Genomic DNA, 15,286 nt, shown 5'->3' on the forward strand with positions numbered 1-15,286 from the left:
TATGTTTTAGATGCTAGCATTGCGATCAAGTGGTTCATCCCTGAAGTCTACTCTCATGCAGCTAGGCGTTTATTAACAAAATCATACTTTCTTAGTTCCAGATTTTTTCTTCGCAGAGGTGGGAAACGTCTTATGGAAACGAGTCTGTCGCGGTGAAGACACTGCTGAAAATGCAAGACAAACACTAACAGATTTAAATGCAGTTCCTCTAGAGGTGTACTTATCTCAGCCGTTAATGCCACTTGCTTTAGATATTGCCCTCCAAACAGATCGCGCAGTGTATGACAGTTTATACTTAACCCTTGCTATTACTCAACAATGCCAGATGGTAACAGCAGACGAAAAATTTTACAACGCTCTTAAAACCAGTAGCTATGCAAATCATCTTCTGTGGGTGGAGAATATTTAGATAGCGATCGCTTGAGTTTTAGAGAAAATTAATCGCTCGGTGTTGAACCGGAAGCCTAAGTCTTTGGCTGATTGGGATGAGAAAAACACCTGTTGATTTGTACCGTATGGGAAATGCGACTTCTTCGAGAATAGATAATATTAGTTTGCTACTTGTGATATGTAGGGGTGCAAAAAGCACCCCAGTATGAATTATTGCGTCAAAATCTGACGGGTTAAAATACTCATGACTTCATTGGAATTATCTGTTGGTAGTAGTGGACTCCAATCACCTACATTTGCATAGCCCAAAACATGCAACAAGTGAATTGTGCTGGTAACAGCTTTGGGTGAACCAATTAATAAATGTTTAATCCGTTCTCTTCTGGGTGATGAGTCTTGGAAAGATGAATGGAAACGAGATACGTCGCTGCCTTGTGTGCTGAGAAACTGGGCTGGTTGTGAATTGGCGAACTTTTTTGATTGTGCCATGATAATATTTGACTCCGATTTTGGTGACTCCGATTTTGGGGTTAAAAGAAGGCGATCGCAGACTCTTGCGCGAGGGCGATCGCCTTTCTTATGTCTCTATAATAAAGTATATTTTTATACCTGTAAATATGTTTTCTCAATATTTTTACATAGATTCACCATGAGGAATCAGGGCGATCGCAGGGAATCTTCTTCAGCGAAGCGAGATAAAGGCGCGTTTGTTGAATTCGGGCAGTTGTTTATTGAATTCGGGCGATTGTTTCTTGAATTCGGGCAGTCGTTTGTTGAATTCGGGCAGTCGTTTCTTGAATTCGGGCAGTCGTTTGTTGAATTCGGGCAGTTGTTTATTGAATTCGGGCGATCGTTTCTTGAATTCGGGCAGTCGTTTCTTGAATTCGGGCGATCGTTTCTTGAATTCGGGTGATTGTTTCTTGAATTCGGGTGATTGTTTCTTGAATTCAGGCGATCGTTTCTTGAATTCGGGCGATCGTTTCTTGGATTCGGATAAGCGTCAATAAATTCACGCAATAAATAAAATATTTTTTGTACTAAATATTTTAAACAATACTGAATATTGCGGGTGCTAATCACCCCGATTTTGTTTATCTTAATGGTGTAGAGACAAGGATAGAAGTCAGTTTTTATCCTAGTGCATGATTAACAAAAGGAAGGTTATTTATGTCACGTCCAAAACGTGGGTCTAAAGTACTTGATAGGGCACAGCGTCGGATTGCGGCTTTGAAATCGATTAGTTCCACCTTAGATTTAGGTAATGGAGTCACTATTGACACTTTTGCCGCCGCCATCAAAAAAACACAGGAGAAATTGGAAGTTTATAACTCCAGCCTCTCCACCGTGGATTTAACTCAGGGAGCTTTAGAATTAGCCGAAAAATCGCTGATGGAACTAACAGAACATGTCTTAGTCAGCGTAGCTGCAAAGTATGGCAAGAATAGCGATGAATACAAAATGGCAGGGGGCGTTCGTCGTAGCGAACGCAAGCGTCCAGTGCGGAAGCCTAAGCAAGAGGTTGTTATTTGATAAAGACAATAGATTTGGGTTTTTTAACACTCTCCCGATTTTAATTCGGGAGATTCTTGGTTAGGTGGTGAACCAATAGAAAAAAGATAACATTTAAATAGCGATCGCTTGAGTTTTAGAGAAATATGGCGTAGACGCATAGCAGGTTGTCGTCAGACATGGCTCGGCGTTGAAACTTTATCTAATATTGTCATGAAAGAAGTATTTTAATATGCTAGTCCAGTCAACACCCGCAGAACAAAGAACAGTACTACATAACATTAGCTGGGAAACCTTTGAAGCCTTGCTAAAAGACACAGGTGAGGATAGAGACTCTCGGTTTGCTTATGATGGCGGTACTTTAGAAATCATGACACCACTTTTTGAACACGAAAATCCCAAAATTCAATTTGACCGCTTGATATTTGCTTTGACTGAAGAAATAGGAAGAGAAATTAAAAGTGCTGGTTCTACAACATTGAAGCGCAAATTAGCAAAAAAAGGGATAGAGCCAGATAACTGCTACTATATACAAAATGAACCAAAAGTTAGAGGGAAGAAAAGTCTAAATTTAGAAACAGATCCACCACCTGATTTAGCAATTGAGATTGATATTACTAATAGTTCAATTAATAAATTTAATATTTACGCAGCGTTAACTATAAATGAACTTTGGCGATATGATGGGCAAAATTTGAAATTTTATCAGTTGCAAGCAGGGCAATATGTTGAGTGTAAATCTAGCATCGCTTTTCCTCTGATTTCAGTGAATGAGATGAGTAAATTTATTCAGCAAAGTCAAAGCATGGGTGAGGTTGCTTTGTTGAAATCTTTTCGTATTTGGGTTAGAGAAAAATTAGCATAGTTAACTACGATATGTTATGGCGATTCTCCTTCCCTTCGAGACGCTGCGCAATCGCACCATTAGTAAAACTCAAGCAGAAGCGTTGGCGGACTATTTTAATGTAGATATCATTAATATTTTGGTATGAGGTTAAAGGTACGTAGACGGGCAGCTGCTTGTTGTTAGACATCGCTTCTCTACTCGATACAACCAAAATCTTTTGTCATTTAGCTTCTAGAGCTTGAGTAAGCTATGAACCTGTATTCAAAATTTTATGTCCTAACCATCCCAAACCCAAGCTTAGACTAGAAGTACTAGCTAAAATTAGAAAAGTATTAACCTTGCTAAAAGATTTTCGTAATTCATTTCCAGCCACAGCCCCAGCCACAGCCAAAGTCCCAGCCCAAGCCACAGCCACAGCCACAGCCACAGCCACAGCCACAGCCCCAGCCCAAGCCAGAACCCAAGCCAGGGCCAAAACCCCAGTCCAAACCACAATCCAAGCCACAATCACAACCCAAGCCATAGCCATAGCCACAGCCACAGACCCAGCCACAGCCACAGCGACAACCGCAATCCAAACTATATACGGAGCGTTAAACGCGGCTAATAAATAGCCTATCAATAAGTAGCTGAATAATACAACCAACCAGCCCCAGGGAATGATTCTAAGTGATTTAGTAGCTGGTTTTTCTGGAATTGCCTCTAACTTTAGCTTGGCTTGGGGGCGAATAACTTCTTTTATGTTAACTGGATCAACAGCTTTATCTGGGTTTAGCTTGGGTTTGGAAAGAACAAGAGACTCGCGGTTTAATAATGTACCAATAAAGTTTTGGATTCTTCTTGATATAGATTGTCTAGCTGGTATTTTATTTTTACGCAAGTCTCCAACTTCTTTTATACCAACTTTTGGTGCGTCTAACATTGCTAACCATGCTTTCATTGACTGAGGACGGTCTTTTGCCTCCAGCGCCATACCTTTGAGAATTGCCTGATTCAATCGCTTGCTAATACTGGGAATAATTTGTTTGGGTTGCTTTAGGGAAGCATTATGGAGCTTACGAGCTAGAGAAGGTGTCGGGCTTTGACCTGTCATTGCATAATAGAGTGTGGCAGCCAGACAGTAAACATCAACTGTTGGTTCCCGGCTGCCTCTGGTTATCTGTTCATAGGGTGCAAACCCATGATTACCCGCATTTCCTGTTGAACTCAAAGTTTTAGGCAAGAGTTCTTTGGCAATGCCAAAGTCAATCAGAACCGCTTTGCCATTACTCCGCAACATGATGTTTCCAGGGTGGGCATCTCTGTGTACTAGCCCTGCTTGATGCACCACCACTAAAGCTTCGCCAATCTGGCGGATACAGGGAACAATTTCTGCTTCTGGTAACGCCCCTCTGCGTCTTACTGCCTCAAACAAATTTTCTCCTGGTACAAAATCCATCACCAAACAGTGGATAGCACCTTCTCGAAACAAATCAATCACTCCCACAATGTGAGGATGGGGGTCTTTTGATAAGCGTGCGAGTATCCGCCCTTCTTGGATAAATCTTTCTATGTACTTTTCATATTCCGGGTCGTGGCTGAGGTATTCATTAGGTGTCTTAATTACAACTGTCTGGTTTAGTTCAATATGCAATGCCTTATAAGTAATCCCGAATCCCCCCTGTCCCAAGACTTGTTCAATTACGTATTTGCCACCTTGCAATTGTTGTCTTGCTATCCAGGGCATAAATACCTCTAAATAATTCGTAATTCGTAATTCGTAATTAAGGCACGCTCAACAATATATGAGACAATCTCTTTAGACAATTGGGCATAAGTCAAAATCGTTACTTTAATATCAACACCCTGATGAAAGTTTACCTAAATCTACGGTGTTTTGCTAGATGACGGACTGGGAGAGTGTGACGGTGAGTTGGAAGATGAAGATGTGATAATAGGAATCAAAGCAGCAATGCCTGAGAGTAAGGCTCCTATAGCTGCGATCGCAGCTATAACATGTGTCCAATTGATTGGGTTGGGTTGAGGGGGTACATTTGGCACAAGCTGAGGAGTTTCCCCTATTAACCCCAATAAATCAAGCCACTCTCGCATTGATTGAGGACGCTGTTTAGGATCTAGCTGCATACCTGCTAAAATTGCTCGATTGACGCGAGGGCTGATTTGATCGTTGAATTCTTTAGGAGATACTAAATGCTCGCCATCCACTTTGCGCTTTACTGCATCAACAGGTATTCTTCCTGTCAAAAGTCTATACAGAGTAGCTGCTAGTGAATAAATATCGCTATATGCACGAGTTATAGTACCTTTTGCATAAAGCTCAGGAGGCGTAAATCCATCAGAAGTTTCCTTAGTTCGGCTTGTGGTTAAAATATGGTCAAAATCCAAAGCTAAACCAAAATCAATTAGTACCGCTTCTAGCTGTCCCTCTCGCTTCCGCAACAAGATATTTCCTGGATGCACATCTCGATGAATTAGTTCATTTTCATGTACAACTATCAGTGCTTCCCCAATTTGCTGGATGTAACGTAATGCTTCTGGTTCTGAAAGTGTTGGTGGACGCAGGTCAGCCAAACTCACTTCATTTACATATTCCATTAACAAACACAAACAGTCTGCTTCTTCAAAGGAGTCTACGACCTCCACAATATACTTATGCTTACACTTTTGCAGCTTTAAAGCCTCCCGCAAAAACATTGTCTTTAGCCGTTCGCGCTCTAACTGGTTAAGGGAATTTAGCAAGTCATCATTTAAGGTTTTAATGACAAAGCGATCGCCATTCCTATTTCTTACCAAATAGGTAATGCCAAAGCGTCCTCTTCCCAACTCTTTTTCAATGGTGTACTTTCCACCTTGCAAGCGATCGCCAGCTACCCAAGCCATCTTTGCAACTCCCAATATATTTGTATTAATTTTCACACAATTGAATCTTGACAAGCTAAGTTAGCTTTGAGAAGGAGAGCGATGTCTACGATGGGCTACGCCTACGCTTTTTTCTCTCACACCCTAAAATTGCTAAAGTGAATTTGATTGCATTAGAATTTGTTTCTGGGGATGGTAGTGAGGAGCGAGAAAAAACTCCGTGGAAGGGGAAATTTTGGATTTATGAGCAAGTGATTCGTCCTCCCTTCTACGGCATTTATGAAGTGAATAAAGCCAGTGTGGAAGTTTATGAATTAATTGGTGGACAATATCAGTTATTAACAGCAAATGAACGTGGGCATTGTCCCATACATCCTTTGGGAGTTGAGTTAGGGATTTGGCAAGGACAATATTATAATATGGAATTACCTTGGTTGCGTTGGTGGGATTTGCAAGGTAATTTATTGTTGACTGGTGAAGAAAGAGCCGATCGCTTGACTGCTCAATTGCGATCACTCGGCGTTGAACCAGAAGCCTAGATTTTCGGATGAACTGGCCCCACATTTGCAATTTCATAGCCAGTGGGATAGCTGGGGATAAGAGAGTCAATATAAAAATTGGGGTGATTCCGAGGTGGGAATAACCGGATTAATTTGGCTCGGATTTTTAGTAGACTTACCATAGCCGATCGCAACAATGGCGAGGGATAGGGAAAACCAAAGGCATCGAGCATTGTCTCATCTAGTAAAGCGTAGATACCTGGTTTGATGGCAGAACGCATCCACGAAGGAAACCAACTCAAAAATAAATCGCGTGTAGCTTCCCCAACTCGGCAATTTGTATCTGAATAGCGAAATTTTTGGCGTTCGTAGTCCAGGTTATAGCGCTCCAATTCTTCGTAGGTTTCAGGGATATTCTGAATCTGCATTTGCTTACCTAATTCTCGCCAGAAGTAAAAAGACGCTAATTTTTCTTGTTCGCACATCAGCCGCCAACCAAACCGCACATTCCAACGGATAGGCTCAAAAATGAAGGTTGAAAGTACATATAAGAAATCACCGTTGTCAATCTTGAAGCGTCCGTGGAGTGTATTCATACGTTGCAGGGCTTCTTTGCCACGCGCGCTATCATAACCCCACTTAATCATCTCTCCAACAATTATTGACGTATCATCATAGCGTTTTTGCGGACAATGGGTAAATTCTCCTGTCTGATTCAGCAATTTAGAAATACTAGGAACGCAATAAGTTCGCATCAAGGCAACTTCGAGCGATCGCGTCATATCCCAAGGAAACTCATAGCCATTCATTAAGTGATAAATCCGGCAATGATCTTGCACTGGATCAAGTTGCTGAATTAGATGAAGGTTTTTATAGCGATTGAAAAACATCTGAAATTTCTCTGTGTAAATTCAGTTATTTATTCACATCTAGCAACCGCGAAGTTTGTAACCGACTCATCCACTTCTCTAAATAAACTCGATTAATTTTTTGCTCATTTGGATCTTTAGTATCCAAAGGATGAGGCATCAGTCCTAAAATGGTTGCTGTTGTCACGCAAAACATCGATTTTTGGAAACTCATGCAAATTTGTACCCGCAAATCATCTTCACCCCGGAGACTACGACGATAAATTTCGTGCAGATACTCTGGAAGATAATGACGCATATCCTGCATCAATAAAGTGGGAGGAATACCCGCGCCACCGATGGGCAAAGGATCGGCATACAATGCGCCATATTGAAATAGAGTTTGATCTGGGGGAATTTGATATCCTTGGGCGTTGTATGAAACTGTACCGTGGAAAGGAGTTCCTCGGAAGAATACTGCTTCTACATAAGGGATGGCTGTATCTGCTAAGAAAGTCAAACCAACGCTTTTGGGAATGATTTCATAAACTTCACCCCGAATTTTGACGGTGTAGGTAATTGGGTTTGATGCATTTGCCACTAACCCAGCTTTAATGTGTTCTACAACTTGGGGAATCGATTTGATTTTGCCTTGATCGTAGAGGTCTGATAAGCTGAGGAAGATATCAGCCATGACTCGCCAAAATTGACCTAAACCTGTGTAGTAAGCAGAGACGCGCAAGTGTTCTGTTAAGAAATCTGGAAACAGTTGGTTGATACCCGGAATGAAGGGATTATTTTTAAATTTTGCGGCAATAACGGCTTGCGCTCTTTCTTGAAATTCTGTTGTATTTAAATACGTATCTAGTCCGCCGCCACCGTGCCACATCATGGCTTTCATGCAATACTCGGCATATTCAAAATTAATTCGGTTATGCCACCAGTGACGGAGTAATTTCTGGAAAGAAACCTCTCCATTAAAGTATTTAAAAAATGGAAAAAATACTAAAAACTGATGCTCGGCAATGTAGTTAAGATTTTTTGAGTAGGCATCTAAAACTACGCCATAGCTTTTAAGAATACCAACAACTTCTAGTACATTTTCTGGACTATCGGGGAGTAATGCATCTCCTTTTTGCAGACGTTCAATATACTCAGCTAAGGGATTGTGAGTTGCTTTTTTTTTAATAGTTACCATTACCATCTCTCCGAAAAGTTTAGGGATTGGGCATTGGGCATTGAAAAGAGGCAGAGGGGCAGGGTGCGGGGGGCGGAGGGGAAAATTCTTCTCCCTTGCTCCCTGCTCCCTGCTCCCTTGCTTCTTCCCTAATCCCTACTTCCCATTGCTTTATCCAAGGACACTGCTACTACTACATTTTGACTATTCACCATTGCTGTAATTGTTGGTTCAGTCCAGCGCACTAGCCAAGCAGGTTGAATGCCAAAAATCACAATTAGCACAGCTAAAATTACTGCTGGGATGCGATCGCTCCAATACACACGTGGTAAGTTGGTAACTTGTGCAGATAAGCGGCCAAAAAAGGCGCGGTTGACGAGTATTAAGAAGTAAACCGCTGTTAAACCAGTACCAAGCATACATAGCAAGGTTTGCACTGGAAAAACTGGAAAACTCCCGCGATAAACTACAAATTCGGAAATAAACCCTAGCATTCCCGGTATACCAGCGCTGGCCATGACTCCGACAATCATCAAGCTACCAATTACCGGCATACCCCGTTCTGGGTTCAGCAATCCTTGGATGATTTCTAAATCTCGGCTTCCAGCTTTTTTATATACAACTCCCACCAGCAAAAACAGCATTGCGGAAATCAAGCCGTGGCTAATCATTTGCATTACAGCACCCAACACACTTAAAGGTGTAGCAGCAGCAGCGGCTAACAGCACATAACCCATGTGTCCAATGGAGCTGTATGCTACCATTTTTTTCATATCGGTTTGAGCGATGGCGCAGGATGAACCATACAGCACACTTACCACCGCCCAAGTGGCTAACCAGGGAGCCAGATAACTCCAAGCTTCTGGTAACAAGTTCATGCCAAATCGCAGTAAGCCATAAGTTCCCAATTTCAATAGCACTCCAGCCAATAGCACAGAAATCGGTGTGGAAGCTTCAACGTGAGCATCTGGCAACCAAGTATGGAAGGGAACCAAGGGAATTTTAATCCCAAAACCGATCAAAATTCCCGCTAGCAATAAAAGCTGTGTTGCTAGAGGTAAAGTTGTCGCGTTCAAGGTTGCTAGTGCAAAGTTAGAGGAACCACTCAGCCAAACCATGCCGAGGAAACTTGCTAAAATCAGAATTCCCGAAACGGCTGTATAAATCAGAAATTTAGTCGCCGCATAACCCCGCTTGGCGCCACCCCAAATAGCTATCAACAAATACAGCGGAATTAGTTCCAATTCGTAAAACAGGAAAAATAGCAGTAAATCCTGTGCCAGAAAGGCTCCTGTTACCCCAGCGCTTAATAATAGGATCAAAGAGTAATAAAATTTCGGACGCTGTAAGGATTCATCGCTGCTGTAGATGGCAATGGCAGTTAACAATCCATTCAAAACCAGCAATGGCAAAGATAAACCATCTATCCCAAGGTTATAATTCAATCCTAAAGCATCTATCCAAGGGATAGATTCAGCAAACTGTTGAGTAATTTCCCCTGGATGAAACTGAATTGCTAGTACGATTGTCCATAAGAAAGCGATACTGGCAAAGACCAAAGCCACCCCACGGGCGAATTTCCCACTGATGCCAGAGGGCGAGAAACCAATTAAAGCTGCACCGATTAACGGCACTAGAATTAAAACACTAAGCATAAGTTAGGTATGGAATGGGGACTGGGGACTGGGGACTGGGAAAAAACTCTTACCCAATCACAAATGACAAATGACCAATGACCAATGACCAATGACAATATCTTTAAAAAGGCAATTTATCTAGTAAACCCAACGACCAGCTGATGAAAAAACCCAGGACGCTGACGACTGCTAGTATGGTCAACATATAGCCCTGAGATTGTCCAGAAATGCTGTACTTTAAAGTTTGTCCGCCGAAAATTGTTGCAAACCCAACCAAGTTTACAAAACCATCAACCAAGTAGCGATCGCTCCAAGCAGAAATTTTAGATAACAGTGCGACTGCGCTTACCACCGTTACAAGATAAACTCGGTCAATATAAAAATCATAACCTAACAAGTCTTGCACAAATCTCCACGCCAAGATTCTCGATCGTGACCAAGCTTTGTGCAGATGAACTGTACACCCTACACCTACTCCCACCAAGGTAGAACCAAATAACGCTAACGCCACATACCAATTAATACTTTCCCAATCGGGTAGCAAGTACCATTGCTGTAACATTAGAGGTAAAAGCAGAGTTAGCACTGTCAGAATCACCATTGGTAGGGCCATTTGCCAACCAACTTCTGGGGTACGACGGGTCTTTTGTTGCGGTTTACCCCAAAAGACTAATCTAAATACTCTGGTGAGGTTTAATGCTGTTAAACCATTAACTAATATTAAAACCCCAATTACCCAAGGGCTAATACTTACGAAACCGTCAGCCCATGCTAACATTGCCCAAAAACTTCCTAATGGTAGTAGTGTTACCATCCCAGCGGAACCGACCACAAAGGCAGTGGTAGTAGCTGGCATTCGTGACCACAAACCGCCCATTTCTGTTAAGTCTTGGCTTTGGGTAGTCAAGATGACTGAACCAGAACTCATAAATAATAATGCTTTGGCGATCGCATGAGTTAACAACAACATCAAGGCTACACCCCCTTGCTGCAACCCTACCGCCAAAAACACTAAGCCCATGTATGCACTGGTGGAATGAGATAGCGATCGCTTAATGTCAATTTGAGCTATAGATACTAATGTGGCTCCAATCGCCGTCACCGTACCCATCACTACCAAGGCATTTAAGGCAACTGGCGATAGGGCTAACAATGGTTGAAATTTATACAGTAAATAAGCACCACCAGCTACTACCAACGAATTTCGCATTACCGAAGCGGGGTTTGGCCCTTCCATTGCCTCATCTAACCACAGGTGCAGGGGAAATTGGGCACATTTACCAGCAGGCCCAGCAATTAACGCCAACCCTAGCAATGTCGATGTCATTGGGCTTAAATTAGCTGTTTGCGCCCATTCATATAAATCCGAAAAATTCAAACTCCCGGCTAAGGTAGAAAGTGTTACCACAGCCATTAGCAGCAACAAGTCTCCCACCCGTTTAGTCCAAAACGCATCCCGCGCCGCTGTCACTACTAACGGTTGAGCATACCAGAATCCCACCAGCAAGTAAGTCGAAAGGGTCAACACTTCCAAAAGGGCATAGCTGAGAAACAAAGAATCACTGATTGCTAGGCTAGTCAACGCTGCTTCAAAAAATCCCAGCAGCGCAAAAAAACGCGCCAACGACCAGTCTTTTTCCATATAACCCAGAGCGTAAACTTGTGCCAGTAAGCTTAACCCTGTAATTAAAACTGTTGCCCCAATACTAACTGGTGACAGTTCCAAGGCAAAAGATAAGTCTAAATCCGCAACTTTGAACCAATTCACCAGTAAAGTTTCTGGTTCTCTATACCAGATACTTTTAAACACAAACAGGCTATGGATAAAAGCTAAAACGGTTGTCAACAAATTGATATATGCCGCAGGTCTTGGCCCTGTTCGCTGAATTATTCCTATTCCCCACGGCAAGGTCAAAATTGCGCCCAATAAGCTATAAAAAGGCACAAACCAACTTGTTGAAAATAGAAATTGATCCATTTAAATTTTCCTTGACGAATCAGCCTTGATTTAAAAAAAGCTCTAAAATAATTATTTATTTAATAAAATCAATTTACCAAAATACCGATGTTTTTTTAATATTGTTTCAGCTACATTCTGGCGAGTACTTTTACCTAGCTTTACCCTATTTAACATAAGTAAAATATAACTTTACATAAGCAAAAGCATTTACTTGCCTTAACATCACTGACCTTTTTACATTTATATTTCGACTTTAAGCAAAGTACTTTATACAATATATTTGAAAAAGTTATATATTTTTCACCTAGTCATTGTAGATGTAGCAATCTTTAACAAAAGATAGATACAGCAAAAGTTACAGCCGATGTTTGTCCCTCGACAGATCGGATTAGCCTTGGTTATGAATGTCGTTTTGTCAATGTAATAAAGAAATTATAAAGCATAAGTGGCCTCTCTAGGAATCAGTGAACTTTAATCGTCTAGAAGGACAGATAACTTTTTGTTAAGTTTTTTAAAACTTTCTTATCATAAACTATTATAGTAATTTATATTGCCAGGGACGCCAAGCTTTCCTATGCTTAATTTGGAAGTGTTTTCTTAGCTATAAGATAAACCTCTCCCCGTCAAAAATTTCAAACAACAGTACCGATCTGATTCATTTTGTAGGAGTTCTGCGATGCCAATTGCAGTTGGGATGATTGAAACGAAAGGCTTTCCAGCAGTTGTAGAAGCTGCTGATGCGATGGTGAAAGCCGCCCGTGTCACTTTAGTGGGCTATGAAAAAATTGGTAGCGCTCGTGTCACCGTCATAGTTAGGGGAGATGTATCGGAAGTTCAAGCTTCTGTAGCAGCTGGGGTTGAAGCGGCGAAAAGAGTCTTCGGTGGTGAAGTGTTATCCACTCACATCATTGCTCGTCCTCACGAAAACCTGGAATACGTCTTGCCGATACGTTACACAGAAGCGGTAGAACAATTCCGTACTTAAAAGCTGTTTAAACAAAGTAATTAACGCTCTTTACCTAATTGAGCATCACTTTTGTTGTCCAAGGCTAAAAACAATAAAAAAGGGATTAAAACTAATGTCAATTGCAGTAGGAATGGTTGAAACGCTAGGCTTTCCAGCAGTGGTGGAAGCGGCTGACGCAATGGTGAAAGCGGCTCGCGTCACTTTAGTAGGTTATGAAAAAATTGGTAGTGGTCGGGTAACAGTAATTGTTCGGGGTGACGTTTCCGAAGTTCAAGCTTCTGTGGCCGCAGGAGTTGAATCTGTAAAGCGAGTCAATGGCGGACAAGTACTGTCTACTCATATCATTGCTCGTCCTCACGAAAACTTAGAATACGTTCTACCAATTCGTTATACCGAAGATGTAGAGCAGTTCCGGGAAAATGTGAATGCAATTCGTCCTTTTGGTAGAAGACCGTAATTTGTAATGCAAATTGCCAAAGTTCGCGGCACAGTAGTTAGCACCCAAAAAGATCCAAGTCTGAGAGGTGTGAAACTACTGTTGTTACAATTAGTAGATGAAAACGGCAATATCCTACCAGAGTATGAAGTAGCAGCAGATATTGTGGGAGCAGGAGTAGATGAGTGGGTACTCATCACTCGTGGTAGTGCCGCTCGTCAAGTTGTTGGCAATGAACAGCGTCCATTGGATGCAGCAGTGGTGGCGATCATAGATACTATTTACGTTGAAGATCGCCTAATTTACAGCAAAAAAGATCAATATCGATAGTCAACAGTTAGAAAAGTTAGGAGTTAAGAGTGAGAAGTGAGGAGTTAAAACTCATAACTCATAACTCATAATTCATAACTTAATTTCAGGAGGAATCTCGCGATGGCAGTCCGCAGCACGGCGGCACCCCCAACCCCGTGGTCAAGGAATTTAGCTGAACCTCAAATCCATGAAACTTCCTTTGTACATTCGTTCTCCAATCTGATTGGGGATGTACGAATAGGTGCAAATGTAATCGTTGCTCCGGGGACTACGATTAGAGCGGATGAAGGTACACCCTTTTATCTTGGTGAAAATACCAATATTCAAGATGGTGTGGTCATTCATGGGTTGGAGCAAGGACGAGTAATTGGCGATGACCAAAATAAATACTCGGTATGGATTGGTAAAAACACTTGCATTACCCACATGGCTCTAATTCACGGGCCAGCTTATGTAGGGGATAATTCCTTCATTGGCTTTCGCTCGACGGTGTTTAATGCCAGAGTGGGTGCAGGTTGCATCGTCATGATGCACGCTTTGATTCAAGACGTAGAGATTCCCCCTGGTAAATATATACCTTCGGGAGCGATAATTACCAGCCAGCAGCAAGCTGACCGCTTGCCAGATGTGCAAGATCAAGATAAGGAATTTGCTCATCATGTAGTTGGGATTAATCAGGCATTACGAGCGGGTTATCTCTGTGCTGCGGATAGCAAATGTATAGCACCCATTCGGGATGAGAACGCTAAATCTTATACAGGTAATGGTATTACTGTTTTAGAGTTGGAAAGGAGTAGTGAAGTGGCGAGCAATAGCTTGGGTGCAGAAACAATAGATCAGTTACGGTATCTATTACAGCAAGGTTATAAAATTGGTACGGAACACGTAGACCAAAGACGGTTCCGCACAGGTTCTTGGACTAGTTGTCAACCAATTGAACCGAGATCGATCGGTGAAGCGATCGCAGCCTTAGAAAGCTGTCTAAATGACCATAGCGGCGAGTATGTCCGCCTGTTTGGCATTGACAAAGGTAGAAAGCGTGTGCTAGAGAGCATCATCCAACGTCCAGATGGTGATGCAAAACCAGCTACCAGTTTTAAAGCTCCAACTAGCAGTCATAGCAATGGCGGCTACAGCAGCAATAATGGTCATGGTAACAGTAATGGCTCTAGCAGCGGCAAAGTTAGTGGCGAAACTCTAGATCAAATCCGCCAACTTTTGGCGAGTGGTTATAAAATTGGCATAGAACACGTAGATGAGCGGCGCTTCCGCACAGGTTCTTGGACTAGTTGCAAGCCAATAGAAGCAACTTCCACAAATCAAGTCATCTCCGCCTTAGAAGAATGTATAGAGAGCCATCCAGGCGAATATGTGCGTTTAATCGGCATTGATACCAAAGCCAAACGCCGGGTATTAGAAAGCATTATCCAACGTCCAAATGGTCAAGTAGTATCTTCTGGTAGTCAGAAATCATTTCATACCAGTGCTAGCTCTGCGACAGCAACAGCTACTAGTAACCACTTGAGTACAGAAGTAGTAGACCAACTCCGGCAATTATTGGCTGGTGGCTCGAAAATTAGCATAGAACATGTAGATGAGCGCCGCTTCCGTACAGGTTCCTGGACTAGTACCGGTCAAATTCAAGCCTCTTCAGAAAGAGAAGCGATCGCCGCCGTAGAAAGACAACTCGGCGAATATCCAGGGGAATATGTACGCTTAATTGGTATTGACCCTAAAGCCAAACGGCGGGTATTAGAGACTATTATCCAACGTCCAAATGGTCAAGTAGCCTCCTCTGGCAGTCAGAAATCATTTACTACTAGTGCGGCATCCTCTGCAACAGC

General features: G+C 42.2%; 14 protein-coding genes and 2 pseudogenes. 9 read left to right on the forward strand and 7 right to left on the reverse strand.

The features are described from left to right. The first annotated feature begins 118 nt into the window (after window positions 1-118). Entirely contained in the window at window positions 119-409 is a 291-nt protein-coding gene (locus tag FD723_RS31880) for a type II toxin-antitoxin system VapC family toxin (RefSeq protein WP_256874998.1), read from the forward strand. Between the two features lie 191 nt (window positions 410-600). Here the strand turns inward: FD723_RS31880 and FD723_RS31885 are convergent, their stop codons facing one another. Then, entirely contained in the window at window positions 601-879 is a 279-nt protein-coding gene (locus FD723_RS31885) for a hypothetical protein (RefSeq protein ID WP_179068912.1), read from the reverse strand. 160 nt (window positions 880-1,039) lie between these two features. Here FD723_RS31885 and FD723_RS31890 point away from each other — a divergent pair, with 160 nt between their 5' ends. The 3 genes from FD723_RS31890 to FD723_RS31900 all read left to right on the forward strand — a co-directional run bounded on the left by FD723_RS31890 (window position 1,040) and on the right by FD723_RS31900 (window position 2,764). Then, window positions 1,040-1,303, forward strand: a complete 264-nt coding sequence (locus tag FD723_RS31890) for a hypothetical protein (protein WP_179068913.1) — start codon at window positions 1,040-1,042, stop codon at window positions 1,301-1,303. A gap of 254 nt (window positions 1,304-1,557) precedes the next feature. Next, window positions 1,558-1,920 carry a hypothetical protein gene (locus FD723_RS31895; RefSeq protein ID WP_179068914.1) on the forward strand — a complete coding sequence of 121 codons (363 nt, stop codon included), beginning with the start codon at window positions 1,558-1,560 and terminating at the stop codon, window positions 1,918-1,920. A gap of 211 nt (window positions 1,921-2,131) precedes the next feature. Beyond that, complete coding sequence (locus FD723_RS31900; RefSeq protein ID WP_179068915.1) at window positions 2,132-2,764, forward strand: Uma2 family endonuclease; 633 nt, start codon at window positions 2,132-2,134, stop codon at window positions 2,762-2,764. Window positions 2,765-2,993: 229 nt separating this feature from the next. On the opposite strand, the gene FD723_RS31905 is transcribed toward FD723_RS31900, so the two are convergent. Beyond that, on the reverse strand, window positions 2,994-4,472 hold the full coding sequence (locus FD723_RS31905) for a serine/threonine-protein kinase (RefSeq protein WP_179068916.1): 1,479 nt from the start codon (window positions 4,470-4,472) through the stop codon (window positions 2,994-2,996). A gap of 140 nt (window positions 4,473-4,612) precedes the next feature. Then, window positions 4,613-5,662 carry a serine/threonine-protein kinase gene (locus tag FD723_RS31910; RefSeq protein WP_256874999.1) on the reverse strand — a complete coding sequence of 350 codons (1,050 nt, stop codon included), beginning with the start codon at window positions 5,660-5,662 and terminating at the stop codon, window positions 4,613-4,615. 107 nt (window positions 5,663-5,769) lie between these two features. Between FD723_RS31910 and FD723_RS31915 the strand changes: the two are divergent. After that, window positions 5,770-6,144 (forward strand): annotated as a pseudogene (locus tag FD723_RS31915) (Uma2 family endonuclease); the annotation flags it as partial. On the opposite strand, the gene FD723_RS31920 reads toward FD723_RS31915, so the two are convergent. The 4 genes from FD723_RS31920 to FD723_RS31935 all read right to left on the reverse strand — a co-directional run bounded on the left by FD723_RS31920 (window position 6,141) and on the right by FD723_RS31935 (window position 11,745). Continuing rightward, on the reverse strand, window positions 6,141-6,995 hold the full coding sequence (locus FD723_RS31920; protein ID WP_179068918.1) for an oxygenase MpaB family protein: 855 nt from the start codon (window positions 6,993-6,995) through the stop codon (window positions 6,141-6,143). The pseudogene FD723_RS31915 and the gene FD723_RS31920 overlap by 4 nt on opposite strands. 25 nt (window positions 6,996-7,020) lie before the next feature. Beyond that, window positions 7,021-8,151: a CO2 hydration protein gene (locus tag FD723_RS31925; protein WP_179068919.1), complete on the reverse strand. Its 1,131-nt coding sequence runs from the start codon at window positions 8,149-8,151 to the stop codon at window positions 7,021-7,023. 128 nt (window positions 8,152-8,279) lie between these two features. Then, window positions 8,280-9,785: an NADH-quinone oxidoreductase subunit M gene (locus FD723_RS31930; protein ID WP_179068920.1), complete on the reverse strand. Its 1,506-nt coding sequence runs from the start codon at window positions 9,783-9,785 to the stop codon at window positions 8,280-8,282. A gap of 103 nt (window positions 9,786-9,888) precedes the next feature. Continuing rightward, complete coding sequence (locus FD723_RS31935; RefSeq protein ID WP_179068921.1) at window positions 9,889-11,745, reverse strand: NAD(P)H-quinone oxidoreductase subunit F; 1,857 nt, start codon at window positions 11,743-11,745, stop codon at window positions 9,889-9,891. 658 nt (window positions 11,746-12,403) lie between these two features. Here FD723_RS31935 and FD723_RS31940 point away from each other — a divergent pair. The 4 genes and pseudogenes from FD723_RS31940 to FD723_RS31955 form a co-directional block, all read left to right on the forward strand. After that, window positions 12,404-12,712 carry a carbon dioxide-concentrating mechanism protein CcmK gene (locus FD723_RS31940; protein ID WP_012410633.1) on the forward strand — a complete coding sequence of 103 codons (309 nt, stop codon included), beginning with the start codon at window positions 12,404-12,406 and terminating at the stop codon, window positions 12,710-12,712. 94 nt (window positions 12,713-12,806) lie between these two features. Further along, window positions 12,807-13,151 carry a carbon dioxide-concentrating mechanism protein CcmK gene (locus FD723_RS31945; RefSeq protein WP_010995041.1) on the forward strand — a complete coding sequence of 115 codons (345 nt, stop codon included), beginning with the start codon at window positions 12,807-12,809 and terminating at the stop codon, window positions 13,149-13,151. A gap of 6 nt (window positions 13,152-13,157) precedes the next feature. Beyond that, entirely contained in the window at window positions 13,158-13,460 is a 303-nt protein-coding gene (locus tag FD723_RS31950; protein ID WP_179068922.1) for a EutN/CcmL family microcompartment protein, read from the forward strand. 102 nt (window positions 13,461-13,562) lie between these two features. Continuing rightward, window positions 13,563-15,218, forward strand: a pseudogene (locus tag FD723_RS31955) (ribulose bisphosphate carboxylase small subunit); the annotation flags it as partial. Between the last annotated feature and the right edge of the window lie 68 nt (window positions 15,219-15,286).

This window comes from Nostoc sp. C052, from assembly GCF_013393905.1.
GTDB lineage: Bacteria > Cyanobacteriota > Cyanobacteriia > Cyanobacteriales > Nostocaceae > Nostoc.